Source organism: Bacillus cereus group sp. MYBK139-1 (assembly GCF_051916915.1).
Lineage (GTDB): Bacteria > Bacillota > Bacilli > Bacillales > Bacillaceae_G > Bacillus_A > Bacillus_A pacificus.
In genome coordinates this window covers 17,344-33,647 of record NZ_JBQAHO010000009.1, presented here as the reverse complement: position 1 = coordinate 33,647, position 16,304 = coordinate 17,344, and the positions used below count along the sequence as shown (strand labels likewise).

The following is a 16,304-nucleotide window of genomic DNA, read 5'->3' as shown; positions in this document are numbered from 1 at the left end:
GGAGGTTAGTGCGGGATGAAAAGTTTTATTATTGCATGGAAAGATTTAAAAGTACGTTTAATTGATCGACGCGGATTTATGATGATGTTAATTATGCCGCTTTTATTAACAGCGATTTTAGGTTCAGCGTTAAGTAATATATTTGATAATGGTGGACTACCAAAAACAGTGATTGGCTATTATCAAGTAGGAACTGATGAGTTTGCAGATGTCTTTCAAAAAGAAGTATTGCAATCTAAAGAATTAAAAGATGATGTGAAAGTAAAGATAGTTAATTCTCAGGAAGAGCTTGAAGATATGTTGAAGGAAAAGAAAATCGATGTGGGAATCGTCATCCCAAATAAATGGAGCGAACAAGTACAAGATGGAAAATTAAAAGAGCCAAAGGTGCTTATAGACCCATCAAAAGATATACAAGCAAAAATCGCTGAATCAATGATCCGCTCCTTTTCGGAACGTGTTCAAACAGTGGCGGTATCTACTAAAAGTGTTGTGACGGAATTAGCAAAGTCTCAGCATAGTAATGTGGAACAAGTTGCAAAAGAAGTAAGTGGAGATTTACAAACAGTAGCAACTTCGGGTACAGATAACATTGAAAAAGGAACGATAGGTAAAAAAACAGTTGCAGCGATGCAGTATTATGCAGCAGCGATGTTAGTCATGTTCTTACTATATAACATAACGGTAGGTGCAAAGTCAGTTGTCACAGAGCAACGAACTGAAACGTTGGCTCGTTTGTTTAGTACACCAACGAGCTCATTTTCAATTTTATTTGGGAAGTTTTTAGGTACATTATTATTTGCATGTATACAATTTGGAATATTTATAGTTGCTACACACTTTATGTTTCATGTGGAATGGGGTGGAGACTTGTCTCAAATAGTAGCAATAGGAATTTCTTATGCAATTTGTGTTTCTGGTTTATCTATGTTAATTGCGGCTTTTATTCGTGAGGAAAAAACGGCAGATGTAATGGGAGGAATCGGTATTCAAATACTCGCTATATTAGGAGGATCAATGTTACCGATTTATGTATTCCCTGATACACTTCAAACCATTGCGAATATTGCTCCGAATAAATGGGCACTTACAAGCTTTTTAAATATTATGTCGGGAACATCTTGGGATGTGCTACTCCCTGTTATTTTTAGTTTATGTAGTGCAGGAATTGTCTCCGTTATGATAGGAACATTACGTTTACGTACGAGATAGGAGGGAGAAATGATGAAGAAGGTTTGGGCACTTTGTTGGCTAGAGTTAAAACAAATTTTAATAAAACCACAAAGTTATATACTTATGTTTGGAATGCCTATTATTTTTACACTCATTTTCGGCGGACTTTTGGGTGGAAGTGGGAATACGAAAGTAAATGTTAGCTTAGTAGATGAAGATGGTTCTGTATTATCTAGCAAGTATTACGAGGACATAAAGAAAAGTGACTTAATTTCTATAGAGAAGGTAACGTATAAGGAAGGCAAACAGAAGATCGAAAACAAAAAATCATCCGGTATAGTTCTTATTCCGAAAGACTTTCAAAAGAATATGTTAGATGGAAGGATAGAAAATATTCAGTTTCAAGCCAGTGCTGATTTTACTGGTGGAACTTCTGTAGAGCAAGTATTGGCAAGTGCATTAAAAAAAATGGAGATAGAAGTTAGTGCAGCGAGCGATTTTGAGAAGAAAAGCAATGCCTCGTGGGAACCTATGTATAAAGAAATCTATACAAAAGTAGAACCTGCTTCGATTCAAAAAGAATCAATTTCACATGATGATCAAAAGTTAAATAACGTTACAGGGCGAGCGGCAGGATTTTCAATTCTATTCGTTATGATTGTTATGTTAAGTGCAACGGGGACTATTTTGAAAGCTAGACAACTTGGTGTTTGGTCTCGTTTATTAGAAGCACCAGTTTCAAAAGTTCAAATACTAACGGGATATATCCTTTCATTCTTTTTAATAGGGTGGATTCAATTTGGTGTTCTAATGATATTAACGCATTCCTTATTTGATGTGCAGTGGGGAAATTTATTAGGGGTTATTATACTCGTTTCCGTGTTATTATTAGCTGTCATTGGTCTAGCCTTATTATTAGCAAGTATCGTGAAAACAACAGAACAACAGTCTGCATTAGGTAATATCGTTGTGATTTCAACATGCATGATTGGCGGTCTTTATTGGACGATTGAAATTGAACCAGCATGGATGCAGACGGCAGCAAATTTTGTTCCGCAAACTTGGGCGATGCGTGGCTTTACGGAGTTAATTGTAAGGGGAGGTACATTGGCAGATATAGGGGGATATATTGGTATACTCATTTTATTTGCAGGAGTCTTTTTCATAATTAGTTTAACAAGAATACGTTACGACTGAAAAAAACAGAGTTACAGCTTTACACGCTGAACTCTGTTTTCTTTTTGTGTCGTATCTTCTCTTGTTGAAATGATAATAGCGATCCCGAGCATAATAAAAAAAGCTAAAAAGAGGACGAACTTTGGGAAGAATGGGAATAGTAATAGTGCCCCGACTATCATAATCGTTAATAATACGTAGTGCAGGACGTATTGGAATAGGTTGTCCATGTTTTCGCCCCCTTTTTGATAATTGGTTATTAGTATTCTATGTTTCATACTGAACGAATAGAAGTGAATTTTTAATTTTTTAATACGAAATAAAAGAGAACGGTTGACATGTTTAAAGGAAAGGAATAATCTTGAAATTAATCCATACTATTTTTATAGGAATAATGAATATAGTTACAGAAAGGAGTCCTATGTTCCTACATCGTTAAAAATTAGGAAGGTAAAGGTGAGAGTGCAATGAAAAATGTTTTTAAAGGAGCAATTGCTACATTTTTGAGTGTATCAGTATTACTAGCCGGATGTGTTCAAGAGGAAGCGAGTACAAACGAAGCTGGGAATGTACCGAGAGTAAAAGATGAATTTATTCAGGCAAGCGACAAAGTAAAAAGTCCCGTAAAAGCAAAAGAAAGAAAAGATACTTTTGTAGTTGGAATGCCGAGTCCTGGAGGGATATTCCTTCCGCATTTTATGGAGAATGGATGGGATGGTAATATAACGCAAGCTATCTTTGCACCTCTTGTTGGACTCGATAAGGAAGGAAAACCAATTCCAATTTTAGCGAAGAAGTGGGATATTTCGGAGGATCAGCTTACATACACGTTCTATTTGAAAGATGGTTTAAAGTTTAGTGATGGATCACCACTAACTGCAGATGATGTAGCATTTACATTAATGCTATTACACGATCCAACTTATAGTGGAGCGACTGATATAAGTCAAACAGCAATAAAGGGGGGGCAAGCGTATAAAGAAGGAAAGGCAACCTCTATTGAGGGAATTCAAGTCATTGATCCGAAAACAATTACGATTACGACTGAAAAGGTAAATGCTCAAACACTATCATTAATCGGTGGAGAAGTTATATCTAAAGCTTATTACGGGAAAGAGTATAAGCAAGGACACTTGGAGTACTTAAAAGAGTTGTATGGGAAGCCGGTGGGAGCAGGAGCTTATAAGTTAGATAAATATATTCCTGGTCAAGAGGTTCGATTTGTAGCTAATGAAAATTATTTTGAAGGAAAACCGAAGATTGAGCACTTTATTTATAAAATTTCAAAAGGTGATACAAAGCTACAACAATTTCAAGCCGGGGAAGTAGATTATGATGGTTTTACGACAAACACGGAGACGATTGAACAGTTAAAGGATTTAGGTTTTGCCAATATTAATGTATATACAGGAAGCTCTTACGGCTACATTAAAATGAATTATAAGAAACCATACTTTAAAGATAAGCGTGTCCGCCAAGCATTTATTTACGGATTAGAGCGTCAAAAAGTTGTTGATACGTATTTCCAAGGTTATGCTTCACTCGTTAATGTACCGATTACGCCAGTTTCTTGGGCGTATACAGAAGAAGGTATTAATAAATATGAGTATAACTTAGAGAAAGCAAAGAAATTATTGGATGAGGCTGGATGGAAAGCTGGTTCAGATGGAATCCGCGAAAAAGATGGTCAAAAATTGAAGGTAAGTTATTTTGCTTCTTCTGCAAGTAAAATAAATGATGTAATGATCCCGGTGATGAAAGAGGATTATAAAAAGCTTGGTGTAGAGTTTAACCCAGAATATATGGACTTTAATACGATGATTTCAAAAGTGATAAAAGGTGATTATGATTTAGCAATGGTATCTACGCCAATGATTAATGATCCGAGTGGAACAATTGAGGAGTTTGTTTCAACAAGTAAACGAAACTATGATGGATACCATAATCCGAAAGTAGATGAATTAGCGAAGCAGGCACTAGAAACATTAGATATTGAAAAACGAAAAGAAATTTATAAAAAGTTGTACCAGGAGTTGAGTGAAGATCCGCCTGTAATCTTCTTAAATAATAGTAAAGTTGTGTCTGCACATCATGCACGCATTCAAGGATTACAAGAAGATAACTATAACGGTATCTTGTTAAGTTTACCTAAATTAAAGATAGAACAATAATTTTGAAAAAATTCTCAAAATATTTATTTAGAAAGAATTGACAAAATATAACGTACGATATAAGCTAATAACCATAAAGTCTACCGGAAAGGTCGGAATAGGATTGTTACCCCTCAAAAACATCTATTTTTTTTACGATTAAAACCGACTTTTCCGATTGGCTATAAATGTGCTGTGGGAGGCATACATAAGCTAATAAGTTCAAAGGGTATCACTATTAAAAAGTTAGGGTGGGGACAATGAAGAAAAAGACAAAAAAATGGGCTGGTGTATTTTCGGTATTACTGAGTAGTTCGCTTGTGTTATCTGCTTGTGGGGGACAGGAAGAGACGGCTTCTACAGAGCCAGTTAAACAGCAGGATTTAAAAAATATAAAAATTGAAAAGATTGCTGCGACAGATAAAACGAAAGTACCTGATAAGGCGAAAAATAGAAAAGATACGTTTATTTCTGGTATCTCAAAGCCGGGGGGAGTTTTCCTACCTTACTTTCAAGAGAACGGTTGGGATGGCAATGTGACATCGGTTATTTTCGCCTCTCTTGTTACAACAGATAAACAAGGGAAACCTATACCAGATCTTGCCGAGAAATGGGATGTCTCTTCAGACCAATTAACATATACATTTCATTTACGCAAAGACTTGAAATTTAGTGATGGATCGCCATTAACTGCTGACGATGTAGCATTTACATTATCACTTCTACATGATAAAGCTTATGAAGGTGGCGATGATATTTCACAATATGCAATTAAAGGTGGTAAGGAATATAAAGAAGGAAAAGCGACGTCTATTGAAGGAATTCAAGTTGTTGATCCACAAACAATTAAAGTTACGACTGAAAAAGTTAACTCACAAGCGCTAATTGCTTTAGGTGGTCCAGTATTATCAAAAGCTTATTATGGAAAAGAATATAAGCAAAATACTAGTTTAGATTATTTAAAAGGGTTATATGGGAAACCGATAGCTGCGGGACCATATAAGTTTGAAAAATATATCCCAGGACAGGAAGTTCGTTTTACAGCAAATGAAAATTATTATGCAGGTAAACCAAAAATTCAAAACTTTATTTATAAGATTACTTCACCGGATACAAAATTCCAATTATTCCAAACAGGTGAGATAGATTATACAGGAGTAGGTTACGGGGATGAAATTTTAGAACAAGTGAAGAGTTTGCAGTTTGCAAATGTTGAAATAGAGACGGCTTCTTCATTTAGTTATATAAGAATGAATAGTAAAAAACCGTATTTAAAGGATAAGAAAGTCCGTCAAGCTCTTATTTATGGATTAGATCGTAAAAAATATGTAGATACAGCTTTTAAAGGATACGGTACAGTAGCTAACGTTCCAATTCATCCAACATCTTGGGCGTATACAGAAGAGGGCATCAATAAGTATGAATATGATTTAGATAAAGCGAAGAAGTTATTAGATGAGGCAGGATGGAAAACTGGTTCAGATGGAATTCGTGAAAAAGATGGTCAAAAACTTAAATTAACGTATTATGGTGCAAGTTCAGCAAAAGACGGTGATTTGTTTATTCCGATTGCAAAAGAGAACTATAAAGAATTAGGTGTTGAGTTCAATCCTGAATTTATGGATTTCAATACGATGCTGTCAAAAGTGAAAAAAGGCGATTATGATTTAGCTTCAGTTGCAACACCAATTACAACAGATCCAAGTGAAACTGTAAGTGGTTACTCCTCAGAAGGTGATGATAATACCTTAGGTTATAAAAATGAAAAAGTAGATGCATTAATTAAAAAAGGAATTGAAACTGTAGATATTGAGAAACGTAAACCAATTTACAAAGAACTGTACAAAGAACTAAGCGATGATCCGCCAGTAATTTTATTGAATTATCGCAGAGTCATCACAGCTTACAATGGAAACATTAAAGGGATTGATCCTGAGAAGTATGACAGTATTAGTTCGAACTCACCAGTATTGTCTATTGAGAAATAACGAGAAGAATGTATAAGTAGAAGACATTTTTTCATTCGGCTAGTAATATGCTGATTCGAAAAAATGTTCTTCTATTTTAAGCATAAGATTGGAGAGAAAAAGGGTGAAAACGTATATCGTTCGTAGGTTGTTACAAATGATTCCTACACTTTTGGGAACGTCAGTTGTTATTTTCTTCCTGTTTGCACTTCTTCCAGGGGATTATATTGATTCGAATCCTAAGATTACACCGCAAAGGGCGGAAGAGCTTCGGGAATTGTACGGATTAAATAAGCCAATTGTTGAACGCTATTTTCACTGGCTAGGTAATGCGTTACAAGGAGACTTTGGTTTTTCGCTTCAATATCAAGAACCTGTAACATCACTATTAAATAAATTTATTTGGAACTCTTTTATTGTAGCAATTGTTGCATTGTTTTTTATTTGGCTAATCGCACTTATTATCGGTGTATTTTCAGCGACGAAGCAACATTCTTTATTCGATAAGCTTGTAACAATTGGTATCTTTGCAGCAATGTCATTTCCTTCATTTTTTATAGGTCTGTTTCTAATTAAGGTGTTCGCAGTGGATCTTAAATTATTGCCGATAGGTGGAATGATTGATGTTGGCAGTAATTCAACAGGATTTGCTTACGTGATAGAAGTTGCAAAACATATGATTTTACCAGTATTTATTTTGACACTTCTCGGGGTTGGCTCGCTAACTCGTTATTTTAGAACAAGTATGTTAGAGGTTGTAAGACAAGATTACATACGAACGGCACGAGCAAAAGGGTTAAAAGAGAAGACTGTTATTTATAAACATGCATTAAAAAACGCCATTTTACCGGCTATTACATTGCTTGCGTTTGAGTTACCTGGATTGTTTTCTGGAGCGATTATTATTGAACAAATTTTTAACTGGCCAGGGATTGGCGGTATTCAATTGGAAGCACTAAATTTCCGTGATTATACAGTATTGATGGCATTTACGATGTTTCTTTCTTGTTTAACAATTGTTTCAAACTTTTTCGCAGACATTGTATATGCAGTTGTTGATCCACGCATTCGGTTGAAGTAAAGGGGGGAAACGAGATGGAAACTGTTACAGCGATTGCAGAGAAGAAAGAAAAAAAGAGAAGGAAAAATGAATCATCACCGTGGCGACAAGCTCTTAAAAAGATAAAGAAAAATAAGATGGCGCTCGTAGGATTGTATGCATTAATTTTTATGTTTATATTTTGTTTTATCGGTCCGTTCTTTTCACCATATGCATCAGGGAAAATACAAGTTGCGTTAATTAATAAACCACCTAGTTTTTCTCATTGGCTTGGTACAGATCAATTAGGGAGAGATATTTTAACGAGACTTATGCAAGCGGGACGAATTTCATTAACGATTGGCCTAGCTTCAATGGTTTTATCAGTGATACTAGGGGCTGTATTAGGGGCTATTGCAGGTTTTTATCGTGGCATCGTTGATAATATTATTATGCGTCTTGCCGATATTTTAATGTCGATGCCAGGATTACCGCTACTTATTATAATGGGTGCGATTTTATCAGAGTGGAAAGTACCGTCTGATTATCGTTTGTATGTCATTATGATTATTTTAAGTTTAGTAGGATGGCCGGGGCTTGCACGGCTTGTAAGAGGTCAAATTTTATCACTTAGAGAGCAAGCATTTATGCAAGCTGCTGATGTGCTAGGTATAAAAGATTACCGGAAAATTATATATCACTTAATTCCTAATGTTTTACCAATATTAATTGTTGTATCCACATTAGGTGTTGCAGGTTCTATTTTAGGGGAGTCCGCACTAAGCTACTTAGGTCTCGGAGTCGTCCCACCTACACCGTCATGGGGGAATATGATTAGCGCAGCGAACTCATTAATTGATTTTCAAAAGCGTCCGTGGTTATGGATTCCGCCTGGTTTTGCAATTTTTATAACAGTTGTATCCATTAATTTACTTGGTGATGCACTTCGTGATGCGTTAGATCCAAAGATGAGACGGTAGGTGAGGGAATATGAGTAAAGCGGTAGTAGAGTTGAAAGACTTACAAACACACTTTCAGACAGAAGAAGGAACAGTAAAAGCTGTGAATCATGTTAGTTTTACAGTTCGAGAAGGTGAAACTGTTTGTGTTGTAGGTGAATCTGGTTGCGGGAAAAGTGTAACGGCTTTATCTATTATGGGACTTATTGCTGAATCAGGCAGTGTAGTAGGTGGAGATATTTTATATGAAGGAAAAAGTCTTTTAGGAATGAAAGAGAAAGAGCTTCGTAGTTTACGAGGTAATGATATTGCGATGATTTTCCAAGAACCGATGACATCGCTGAATCCGGTCTTCACTGTAGGGGAACAGATTGTAGAGACGTTAAGGGAGCATGAATTACTTAGTAAAAACGAAGCGTATAAGAAAGCAATTGAGTTAATTCGTAAAGTAGGCATAGCTCGTGCTGATGAAATTGTCCATTCTTATCCGCACGAACTGAGTGGTGGAATGTTACAGCGTATTATGATTGCTGTTGCACTTAGTTGTAATCCGAAGTTATTAATTGCTGATGAACCGACAACGGCTCTTGATGTTACGATTCAAGCTCAAATATTAGACTTATTAAGACAAGTAAAAGAGGAATTTAAAACATCAATTTTATTAATTACACATGATTTAGGCGTTGTAGCAGAAATGGCTGATTACGTTGTCGTTATGTATGGCGGGAAAGTTATTGAAGAAGCCCCAGTACTAGAGATATTCAAAAATCCGAAACACCCGTATACGAAAGGTTTGTTGAAATCAAAACCAGTGATGGGTAAACGAATAGATAAACTATATTCTATTCCAGGGCAAGTTCCTAATTTAGTTGGTTTAGATGAGTTTTGCTACTTTAGCGGCCGTTGTGAGCATTGTATGGAAATATGTAAAGAAGAAGCGCCAAGTTTGAATGTACATGATGAGAATCATAAAGTTGCTTGCTGGTTATATGAGGAGCGTGCGGAACAATGAGTGAACCATTACTAGAAGTAAAAAACTTAAAAACATATTTTCCAATTAAAGGCGGCATATTTAGTAGAACGGTTGGACATGTAAAAGCAGTTGATGGGGTAAGTTTTACTATTAATAAAGGTGAAGTGTTCGGCCTCGTTGGTGAATCGGGAAGCGGAAAAACGACGATAGGAAAAACAATTTTACGTCTCGTCCAAAAAACGGAAGGGGAAGTGAAGTTTAAAGGGCAAGATGTTCACTCTTTATCTAAGGAAGAATTGAGAAAACATCGTCCTAATATGCAACTTGTTTTCCAAGATCCATTTAGCTCATTAAATCCGAGAATGAGAATTGGGGAAGCGCTTGGTGAGCCGATGTTAGCTCACGGATTAGCCACGAAAGAAAATGTTCGTGAGAAGGTGACAGAAGTATTAGATTTATGTGGTTTAGCCCCATATCATATTGACCGGTACCCTCATGAATTTTCTGGTGGACAACGTCAACGTATCGTTATCGCAAGAGCTATGGTATTAAATCCAGAATTTATTGTAGCTGACGAACCTGTGGCAGCACTAGATGTATCTATTCAAGCACAAATCATTAATTTATTTAGTGAGTTACAGGAGAAAAGGGGACTATCTTATTTATTCATTTCACATGATTTAAGCGTAGTAGAGCATTTATGTACGAAGATTGGAATTATGTATTTAGGAACGATTGTGGAAACAGCGCCACGTGATGAGTTATTTATAAATCCACTTCATCCGTATACAAAAGCATTGTTATCCGCTGTGCCAATACCAGATCCAACAGTGAAGCGAGAGCGAATTATACTAGAGGGTGATATTCCAAGTCCAGCGAATCCACCTTCAGGTTGTCGCTTTCATACACGTTGCCCGTTTGCAACAGATATTTGTAAACAAACGGTACCGGAATTCCGTAATGTTGGTGAAGAGCATTTTGTTGCTTGTCATCATGTATAAAAGAGAAGGACTCTTTCAGAAGTTGAAAGAGTCCTTTTTTTATTTACTAGATGAAGTTTGTTTCAATACAAATTGCTCGATTGCATGAGCAACACCATGTTCATTGTTTGTTAATGTGACAACATCACATAGTTTTTTTACATCTTCTTCAGCATTTCCCATTGCAACTGATAAGCCAGCTACTTGTAACATGGGCACATCATTAAAGTTGTCCCCGATCGCAATAGTATCTTCAATTGGTATATTGAAATAAGCAGCCATTTCTTGTAGACCGTTTCCTTTATGACCATGCTTATCCATAATTTCTACATTAGTAGGAGCGGATGCTGTAACTGAAATATCGGTGTCTTCTTGTAGCACGCTTAATAGCTGTGTACGATGCTCTGCGTTAAACGTCAAAATGAAGAATTTAGATATTTCTAATTCTGGATTATTTACAACATCTTCGATTTTTTGGAAATCAGTAATTAAGTTTGATTTCTTTTGTTTTTCTGTAATTCTTTCAAGTTCCTCAAGTGTAACATCTAGTGCATGCTTGTTCTCTTCGAACGCCTGCATGACTTGATCTTGCCATGTATATGGAGAATAAACTCCTTTATTCGTATATAGCTTATAAGGAAAACCTTCAGATTCTAGTAATTTTGCAAGCTTGTATACTTTATCGTTTTGTAAACAACGCGAGTTAATTACTTTTCCATCCACATAAACAATTGCCCCATTGCTCGCTCCAACCGGAAGAGATAGTTTATATTCTTCCAATAATTTTAAAGCATCTTCTTTTGCACGACCAGAACAAATCATAACTATATGACCAGCCTCTTTTGCAGTTTGGATAGCTTGTAAGTTCTCGTTGGAGATTTCAAGATTAGATGATAGTAGTGTACCATCCATATCTAATGCGATTAATTTCAAAATGACCACCTCTTTGCTTTTATTATACATAGTTATATGGAGGAAACATATAAACTTATCTTGGAAAGATTGTATTTTACCTCTCATGAACTATCAGTAAGAATTTGATAGATTCCACTTTATTAATGAAAGATTTATGTTGATTTGTAACAAAAGTAGAGGTGGATATGGGGATGTTTCGTTATATGACTGTAATATTACATGAATGTTACAAATATGAAGTTAGTAGAAAATGCATTAAATCAAGGTTTTTTAGGATGTTTATAAAAAAACGTAAAAAAAGTGTAATAAAATTTACGTAATTATATTGCAACGTAACAATAGTTATGTTACATTAATGTTACAAACGTTACGTTATTAAATTTAATGTAACATCAACATAAAAACTATGAAATAAACATTTCCTAGAAATTACATATAGATAACTTATTAAAAGGAGGATACATAATATGAAAGAGCAAGTATTACAAGTAACAAAAGGTGACTTCGTAGGATCAGCAAGTGGAGCAGTAGTATTAACAGCATTAATCGTATTTCTATCAAGCGTATTAGTATAATAGAAGTTTTGTAACAAAAGAAAAAGAGAGGAGAATGCAAAATGAAAGAGCAAGTATTACAAGTAACAAAAGGTGATTTCGTAGGATCAGCAAGTGGAGCAGTAGTATTAACAGCGTTAATCGTATTTCTATCAAGCGTGTTAGTATAATAAAAGTTTTGTAACAAAAAACAAATGAAGGGAGAATGAAAGAAATGAAAGAGCAAGTATTACAAGTAACAAAAGGTGACTTCGTAGGATCAGCAAGTGGAGCAGTAGTATTAACAGCATTAATCGTATTTCTATCAAGCGTATTAGTATAATAGAAGTTTTGTAACAAGAGAAAAAGAGAGGAGAATGCAAAATGAAAGAGCAAGTATTACAAGTAACAAAAGGTGACTTCGTAGGATCAGCAAGTGGAGCAGTAGTATTAACAGCATTAATCGTATTTCTATCAAGTGTATTAGTGTAATAGAAGTTTTAAATTATACAAAATGAAAGGAGAATGAGGAATATGAACAGTGAACAAGTGTTACAAGTAACAAAAACAGATTTATTAGGATCATTAGGTGGAGCGATAGTATTAACATCATTTATTCTATTCCTTGCAAATGTATTAGTATGAGACATATAAATACAATTATTCAAAAAAAATAAAGACTCTAGCATATTAGTAAGTAATTAATATGTTGGGGTCTTTTTTATTTTCTTCTATATATCCAAGTATGAATAGTCTCCCTTTATTTTAAAGAGAAAAAAGTCGAATTTTATATGTAAGAAAAAAAGAGGAATTTGACAGAAAAGATAGAAAATTTTAAAGGTCAGAATTTGTTAGCTTGCTAACTAATTTCTATTAATTGATGTTGGAAGCGTTTTCGGTTGGTTTTAAGTATGGACCATTTAATCTATTTACAGGGGGATGAGGATTTTATGAAACAAAAATCTATGGATACGCTAGCTGCACAAATGGAGGACTTTTTTCCAGTACGTGATGTAGATCATTTGGAATTTTACGTAGGAAATGCAAAGCAATCAAGCTATTACCTTGCGAGAGCATTCGGATTCAAAATCGTGGCTTACTCTGGATTAGAAACTGGTAATCGTGAAAAAGTATCTTATGTTCTTGTGCAAAAAAATATGCGTTTCGTTGTGTCTGGGGCTTTAAGTAGCGACAATCGTATTGCAGAATTTGTAAAGACTCATGGTGATGGCGTGAAAGATGTGGCGTTACTTGTTGACGATGTTGATAAAGCATACTCGGAAGCGGTGAAACGTGGTGCAGTCGCAATTGCTCCACCTGTAGAGTTAAAAGACGAGAACGGTACATTGAAAAAAGCAGTTATTGGTACGTATGGTGATACAATTCATACGCTTGTAGAGCGTAAAAATTATAAAGGAACATTTATGCCAGGATTCCAAAAGGCTGAGTTTGATATTCCATTTGAAGAGTCAGGTTTAATTGCTGTAGACCATGTAGTTGGTAATGTTGAAAAGATGGAAGAGTGGGTTAGTTATTACGAGAACGTTATGGGCTTTAAACAAATGATCCATTTTGATGATGATGATATTAGTACAGAGTATTCAGCATTAATGTCGAAGGTTATGACAAATGGAAGTCGTATTAAGTTCCCTATTAACGAACCAGCAGATGGAAAGCGAAAATCACAAATTCAAGAATATCTAGAATTCTACAATGGAGCAGGTGTACAGCATCTTGCTTTACTAACAAATGACATTGTTAAAACAGTAGAGGCGCTTCGTGCAAATGGTGTGGAGTTTTTAGATACACCAGATACTTATTATGATGAATTAACTGCACGAGTTGGAAAAATTGATGAAGAAATTGATAAGTTAAAAGAATTAAAGATCTTAGTAGATCGCGATGATGAAGGCTATTTACTACAAATCTTTACGAAACCAATTGTAGATCGTCCAACTTTATTTATTGAAATCATTCAGCGTAAAGGGTCTCGTGGATTTGGAGAAGGAAACTTTAAAGCGTTATTTGAATCAATTGAAAGAGAACAAGAGCGTCGCGGAAATTTATAAAATTTATATCCACCAGCAGGAATTCTTTTGCTGGTGGAAATTTCATTTTCATAAGGAGGAATCATGATGAAATTTGTTACATTTCGTCTTCCTTCAAAAGAAATGCGAGCTGGATGGCTTGAAGGTGACAAAGTAATCGATATGAATCTTGCTAGTGGTGGAAAATTACCTTCTTCTATGTTCGCCTTTTTAGAGAAAGCGGATGAGTATGTAGAAGTGTTGCGTAATATTAATAATCCGGAAAAGGGCATATATTCTTTAGAGGAAGTGCAATTAGCAGCAGCGATTCCTAATCCGAGTAGTATTAGGGATTTTTATGCATTTGAACAGCACGTAAAAACGGCACGTGGCCGAAGAGGGTTAGATGTTGTACCTGAATGGTACGATATCCCGGTTTTTTATTTTACGAACCATCGTGCTGTAATTGGTCCAGATGATGTTGTAATTAGTCCGAAGAAATCTAAAAAACTTGATTATGAGTTAGAGATTGCTTGCGTAATTGGGAAAGAAGGAAGAAATATTTCTCGTGAGCAAGCAGAGGAATATATTTTGGGTTATTGTATTATGAATGATTGGAGTGCAAGGGACTTACAAGCAACAGAAATGAAGGTAGGACTTGGTCCAGCGAAAGGAAAAGATTTTGCAACTTCATTAGGAGCGTACCTTGTTACGAAAGAGGAACTAGATATTTATCGTAATGGTGACCGTTATGAGTTAGAGATGACTGCTCATGTAAATGGAAAGCTATTATCAAAAGGGAACTTCCGAGATATTTACTATACATTTGCTGAAATGATTGAACGTGCTTCGGAAGACGTTACGTTATATCCAGGCGATGTGATTGGTTCTGGAACAGTAGGAACAGGTTGCATTTTAGAACTAGGCACAGAAGAGTGGCTACAAGATGGTGATGTGGTAGAACTTACGATTACTGGTTTAGGTACATTATGTAATACGGTCAAAATAGAAAGGGAAGCAGGTGATGAGCATGTTTTATCGTCACATGGGGGAGCTACCTCATAAACGACATGTACAATTCCGTAAAAAAGATGGGTCGCTTTATCGTGAACAGGTAATGGGAACAAAAGGTTTTTCTGGTACGCAGTCTATTTTGTATCATCATTATATGCCAACGGAAGTAGGGCATGCGGCATTATCCCACTCTTGTCAGTTGCAATATGAAGAAGATGTTGCTCTTTCTCATCGTCACTTTCGCACGAAAGAAAATAAAAAAAGTGGTGATGCAGTAAGTGGAAGAAACTTTATACTTGGAAATGAAGATTTATTAATTGGAGTGGTGAGCCCAACAGAAAAAATGGATTATTTCTATCGTAATGGTGATGGCGATGAAATGTTGTTTGTCCATTACGGAACAGGAAAAATTGAAACGATGTTTGGAACGATTCATTATCGAAAAGGTGATTATGTAACAATCCCAATTGGAACGATTTATCGTGTTATTCCAGATGAAGGAGAGACTAAGTTTCTTGTTGTAGAGGCAAATAGTCAAATTACAACACCGCGTCGCTATCGTAATGAGTATGGACAATTGTTAGAACATAGCCCGTTTTGTGAGAGAGATATTCGTGGTCCTGAAAAATTAGAGACGTATGATGAAAAAGGTGAGTTTGTCGTAATGACAAAGTCGAGGGGCTATATGCATAAACATGTTTTAGGACATCATCCGTTAGATGTTGTTGGTTGGGATGGCTATTTATATCCTTGGGTCTTTAATGTAGAGGATTTTGAACCAATTACAGGTCGTATTCATCAGCCACCTCCAGTACATCAAACGTTCGAGGGTCACAATTTCGTTATTTGTTCTTTCGTACCACGTTTATATGACTATCATCCAGAATCTATTCCGGCACCGTATTATCATAGTAACGTGAATAGTGATGAAGTACTGTACTATGTAGAAGGTAACTTTATGAGTCGAAAAGGTGTGGAGGAAGGGTCTATTACACTTCATCCGAGCGGCATTCCTCACGGACCACATCCTGGGAAAACAGAGGCGAGTATAGGGAAAAAAGAAACGCTTGAATTAGCTGTTATGATAGATACATTCCGTCCGCTTCGTATTGTAAAACAAGCACATGAAACAGAAGATGAAAAATATATGTATAGCTGGATTGAAGAGGGATCATATACTGTGAAATAAGTAAAAAGAGGCATGCTCAATAACAGAGCATGCCTTTTTTATGGAATCGACATGTATAATAATACCAAAAAAAGTTATAGAAAGATATATAGAAAGAATGATAAAAATCGTGCATATTCATAAGAGTTTCTACTTATTTCGACAAAAGTATTGACTGGGAAAAGTGCTATGAGTAAAATAAAAAAGCAAATTAAAAATTTTCAGAAAAT

The 16,304-nt window shown here is 35.6% G+C and carries 18 protein-coding genes; 16 read left to right on the top strand and 2 right to left on the bottom strand.

Translation table 11 applies throughout. The annotated features are described in order from the left end of the window. Positions 1 to 15 precede the first annotated feature (15 nt). Positions 16 to 1,212 (top strand): ABC transporter permease, encoded by a 1,197-nt coding sequence (locus ACTFRS_RS26615; RefSeq protein WP_139869624.1) that lies wholly within the window; start codon positions 16 to 18, stop codon positions 1,210 to 1,212. Between the two features lie 12 nt (positions 1,213 to 1,224). Then, on the top strand, positions 1,225 to 2,370 hold the full coding sequence (locus ACTFRS_RS26610; RefSeq protein ID WP_440025701.1) for an ABC transporter permease: 1,146 nt from the start codon (positions 1,225 to 1,227) through the stop codon (positions 2,368 to 2,370). Between the two features lie 11 nt (positions 2,371 to 2,381). Here ACTFRS_RS26610 and ACTFRS_RS26605 read toward each other — a convergent pair whose 3' ends face one another. Continuing rightward, complete coding sequence (locus ACTFRS_RS26605; RefSeq protein WP_000369258.1) at positions 2,382 to 2,579, bottom strand: hypothetical protein; 198 nt, start codon at positions 2,577 to 2,579, stop codon at positions 2,382 to 2,384. 237 nt (positions 2,580 to 2,816) lie between these two features. On the opposite strand from ACTFRS_RS26605, the gene ACTFRS_RS26600 reads away from it, so the two are divergent. The 6 genes from ACTFRS_RS26600 to ACTFRS_RS26575 all read left to right on the top strand — a co-directional run bounded on the left by ACTFRS_RS26600 (position 2,817) and on the right by ACTFRS_RS26575 (position 10,438). Further along, positions 2,817 to 4,520 carry an ABC transporter substrate-binding protein gene (locus ACTFRS_RS26600; RefSeq protein WP_440025699.1) on the top strand — a complete coding sequence of 568 codons (1,704 nt, stop codon included), beginning with the start codon at positions 2,817 to 2,819 and terminating at the stop codon, positions 4,518 to 4,520. Positions 4,521 to 4,759: 239 nt separating this feature from the next. Continuing rightward, positions 4,760 to 6,487, top strand: a complete 1,728-nt coding sequence (locus tag ACTFRS_RS26595; protein ID WP_431085293.1) for an ABC transporter substrate-binding protein — start codon at positions 4,760 to 4,762, stop codon at positions 6,485 to 6,487. Between the two features lie 103 nt (positions 6,488 to 6,590). Continuing rightward, positions 6,591 to 7,547, top strand: a complete 957-nt coding sequence (locus ACTFRS_RS26590; protein WP_139869628.1) for an ABC transporter permease — start codon at positions 6,591 to 6,593, stop codon at positions 7,545 to 7,547. A gap of 14 nt (positions 7,548 to 7,561) precedes the next feature. Then, positions 7,562 to 8,485, top strand: coding sequence for an oligopeptide ABC transporter permease (gene opp4C / locus ACTFRS_RS26585; RefSeq protein ID WP_242294862.1), 924 nt, complete (start codon positions 7,562 to 7,564; stop codon positions 8,483 to 8,485). Positions 8,486 to 8,495: 10 nt separating this feature from the next. Beyond that, positions 8,496 to 9,476, top strand: coding sequence for an ABC transporter ATP-binding protein (locus ACTFRS_RS26580; RefSeq protein WP_000030795.1), 981 nt, complete (start codon positions 8,496 to 8,498; stop codon positions 9,474 to 9,476). After that, positions 9,473 to 10,438 (top strand): ABC transporter ATP-binding protein, encoded by a 966-nt coding sequence (locus ACTFRS_RS26575; RefSeq protein WP_242294863.1) that lies wholly within the window; start codon positions 9,473 to 9,475, stop codon positions 10,436 to 10,438. Before ACTFRS_RS26580 ends, ACTFRS_RS26575 begins: the two co-directional genes overlap by 4 nt. 39 nt (positions 10,439 to 10,477) lie before the next feature. Here ACTFRS_RS26575 and ACTFRS_RS26570 read toward each other — a convergent pair whose 3' ends face one another. Beyond that, a complete protein-coding gene (locus tag ACTFRS_RS26570; RefSeq protein WP_242294864.1) occupies positions 10,478 to 11,350 on the bottom strand; it encodes a Cof-type HAD-IIB family hydrolase in 873 nt (290 codons plus the stop codon). Positions 11,351 to 11,799: 449 nt separating this feature from the next. On the opposite strand from ACTFRS_RS26570, the gene ACTFRS_RS26565 reads away from it, so the two are divergent. The 8 genes from ACTFRS_RS26565 to ACTFRS_RS26530 all read left to right on the top strand — a co-directional run bounded on the left by ACTFRS_RS26565 (position 11,800) and on the right by ACTFRS_RS26530 (position 16,095). After that, positions 11,800 to 11,907: a DUF3948 family protein gene (locus ACTFRS_RS26565; protein ID WP_000664237.1), complete on the top strand. Its 108-nt coding sequence runs from the start codon at positions 11,800 to 11,802 to the stop codon at positions 11,905 to 11,907. 41 nt (positions 11,908 to 11,948) lie between these two features. Then, a complete protein-coding gene (locus ACTFRS_RS26560; RefSeq protein ID WP_000664237.1) occupies positions 11,949 to 12,056 on the top strand; it encodes a DUF3948 family protein in 108 nt (35 codons plus the stop codon). A gap of 44 nt (positions 12,057 to 12,100) precedes the next feature. Then, positions 12,101 to 12,208, top strand: a complete 108-nt coding sequence (locus ACTFRS_RS26555; protein WP_000664237.1) for a DUF3948 family protein — start codon at positions 12,101 to 12,103, stop codon at positions 12,206 to 12,208. 41 nt (positions 12,209 to 12,249) lie between these two features. Then, the gene (locus ACTFRS_RS26550; RefSeq protein ID WP_000664237.1) at positions 12,250 to 12,357 is read left to right on the top strand and encodes a DUF3948 family protein; all 108 of its coding nucleotides are present in this window, start codon (positions 12,250 to 12,252) and stop codon (positions 12,355 to 12,357) included. A gap of 42 nt (positions 12,358 to 12,399) precedes the next feature. Next, positions 12,400 to 12,510 carry a DUF3948 family protein gene (locus ACTFRS_RS26545; protein WP_139869631.1) on the top strand — a complete coding sequence of 37 codons (111 nt, stop codon included), beginning with the start codon at positions 12,400 to 12,402 and terminating at the stop codon, positions 12,508 to 12,510. Positions 12,511 to 12,815: 305 nt separating this feature from the next. Next, complete coding sequence (gene hppD, locus ACTFRS_RS26540; RefSeq protein WP_242294888.1) at positions 12,816 to 13,934, top strand: 4-hydroxyphenylpyruvate dioxygenase; 1,119 nt, start codon at positions 12,816 to 12,818, stop codon at positions 13,932 to 13,934. Between the two features lie 66 nt (positions 13,935 to 14,000). Beyond that, positions 14,001 to 14,957, top strand: coding sequence for a fumarylacetoacetate hydrolase family protein (locus ACTFRS_RS26535; RefSeq protein WP_242294889.1), 957 nt, complete (start codon positions 14,001 to 14,003; stop codon positions 14,955 to 14,957). Then, entirely contained in the window at positions 14,923 to 16,095 is a 1,173-nt protein-coding gene (locus ACTFRS_RS26530; protein ID WP_000499916.1) for a homogentisate 1,2-dioxygenase, read from the top strand. Before ACTFRS_RS26535 ends, ACTFRS_RS26530 begins: the two co-directional genes overlap by 35 nt. Positions 16,096 to 16,304 lie beyond the last annotated feature (209 nt).

Bases quoted from the DNA above. Each gene is read 5' to 3' on its own strand.
- ACTFRS_RS26615 (WP_139869624.1), top strand. From the start codon at position 16: ATGAAAAGTTTTATTATTGCATGGAAAGATTTAAAAGTACGTTTAATT.
- ACTFRS_RS26610 (WP_440025701.1), top strand. From the start codon at position 1,225: ATGAAGAAGGTTTGGGCACTTTGTTGGCTAGAGTTAAAACAAATTTTA.
- ACTFRS_RS26605 (WP_000369258.1), bottom strand. From the start codon at position 2,579: ATGGACAACCTATTCCAATACGTCCTGCACTACGTATTATTAACGATT.
- ACTFRS_RS26600 (WP_440025699.1), top strand. From the start codon at position 2,817: ATGAAAAATGTTTTTAAAGGAGCAATTGCTACATTTTTGAGTGTATCA.
- ACTFRS_RS26595 (WP_431085293.1), top strand. From the start codon at position 4,760: ATGAAGAAAAAGACAAAAAAATGGGCTGGTGTATTTTCGGTATTACTG.
- opp4C (WP_242294862.1), top strand. From the start codon at position 7,562: ATGGAAACTGTTACAGCGATTGCAGAGAAGAAAGAAAAAAAGAGAAGG.
- ACTFRS_RS26580 (WP_000030795.1), top strand. From the start codon at position 8,496: ATGAGTAAAGCGGTAGTAGAGTTGAAAGACTTACAAACACACTTTCAG.
- ACTFRS_RS26575 (WP_242294863.1), top strand. From the start codon at position 9,473: ATGAGTGAACCATTACTAGAAGTAAAAAACTTAAAAACATATTTTCCA.
- ACTFRS_RS26565 (WP_000664237.1), top strand. From the start codon at position 11,800: ATGAAAGAGCAAGTATTACAAGTAACAAAAGGTGACTTCGTAGGATCA.
- ACTFRS_RS26560 (WP_000664237.1), top strand. From the start codon at position 11,949: ATGAAAGAGCAAGTATTACAAGTAACAAAAGGTGATTTCGTAGGATCA.
- ACTFRS_RS26555 (WP_000664237.1), top strand. From the start codon at position 12,101: ATGAAAGAGCAAGTATTACAAGTAACAAAAGGTGACTTCGTAGGATCA.
- ACTFRS_RS26550 (WP_000664237.1), top strand. From the start codon at position 12,250: ATGAAAGAGCAAGTATTACAAGTAACAAAAGGTGACTTCGTAGGATCA.
- ACTFRS_RS26545 (WP_139869631.1), top strand. From the start codon at position 12,400: ATGAACAGTGAACAAGTGTTACAAGTAACAAAAACAGATTTATTAGGA.
- hppD (WP_242294888.1), top strand. From the start codon at position 12,816: ATGAAACAAAAATCTATGGATACGCTAGCTGCACAAATGGAGGACTTT.
- ACTFRS_RS26535 (WP_242294889.1), top strand. From the start codon at position 14,001: ATGAAATTTGTTACATTTCGTCTTCCTTCAAAAGAAATGCGAGCTGGA.
- ACTFRS_RS26530 (WP_000499916.1), top strand. From the start codon at position 14,923: ATGTTTTATCGTCACATGGGGGAGCTACCTCATAAACGACATGTACAA.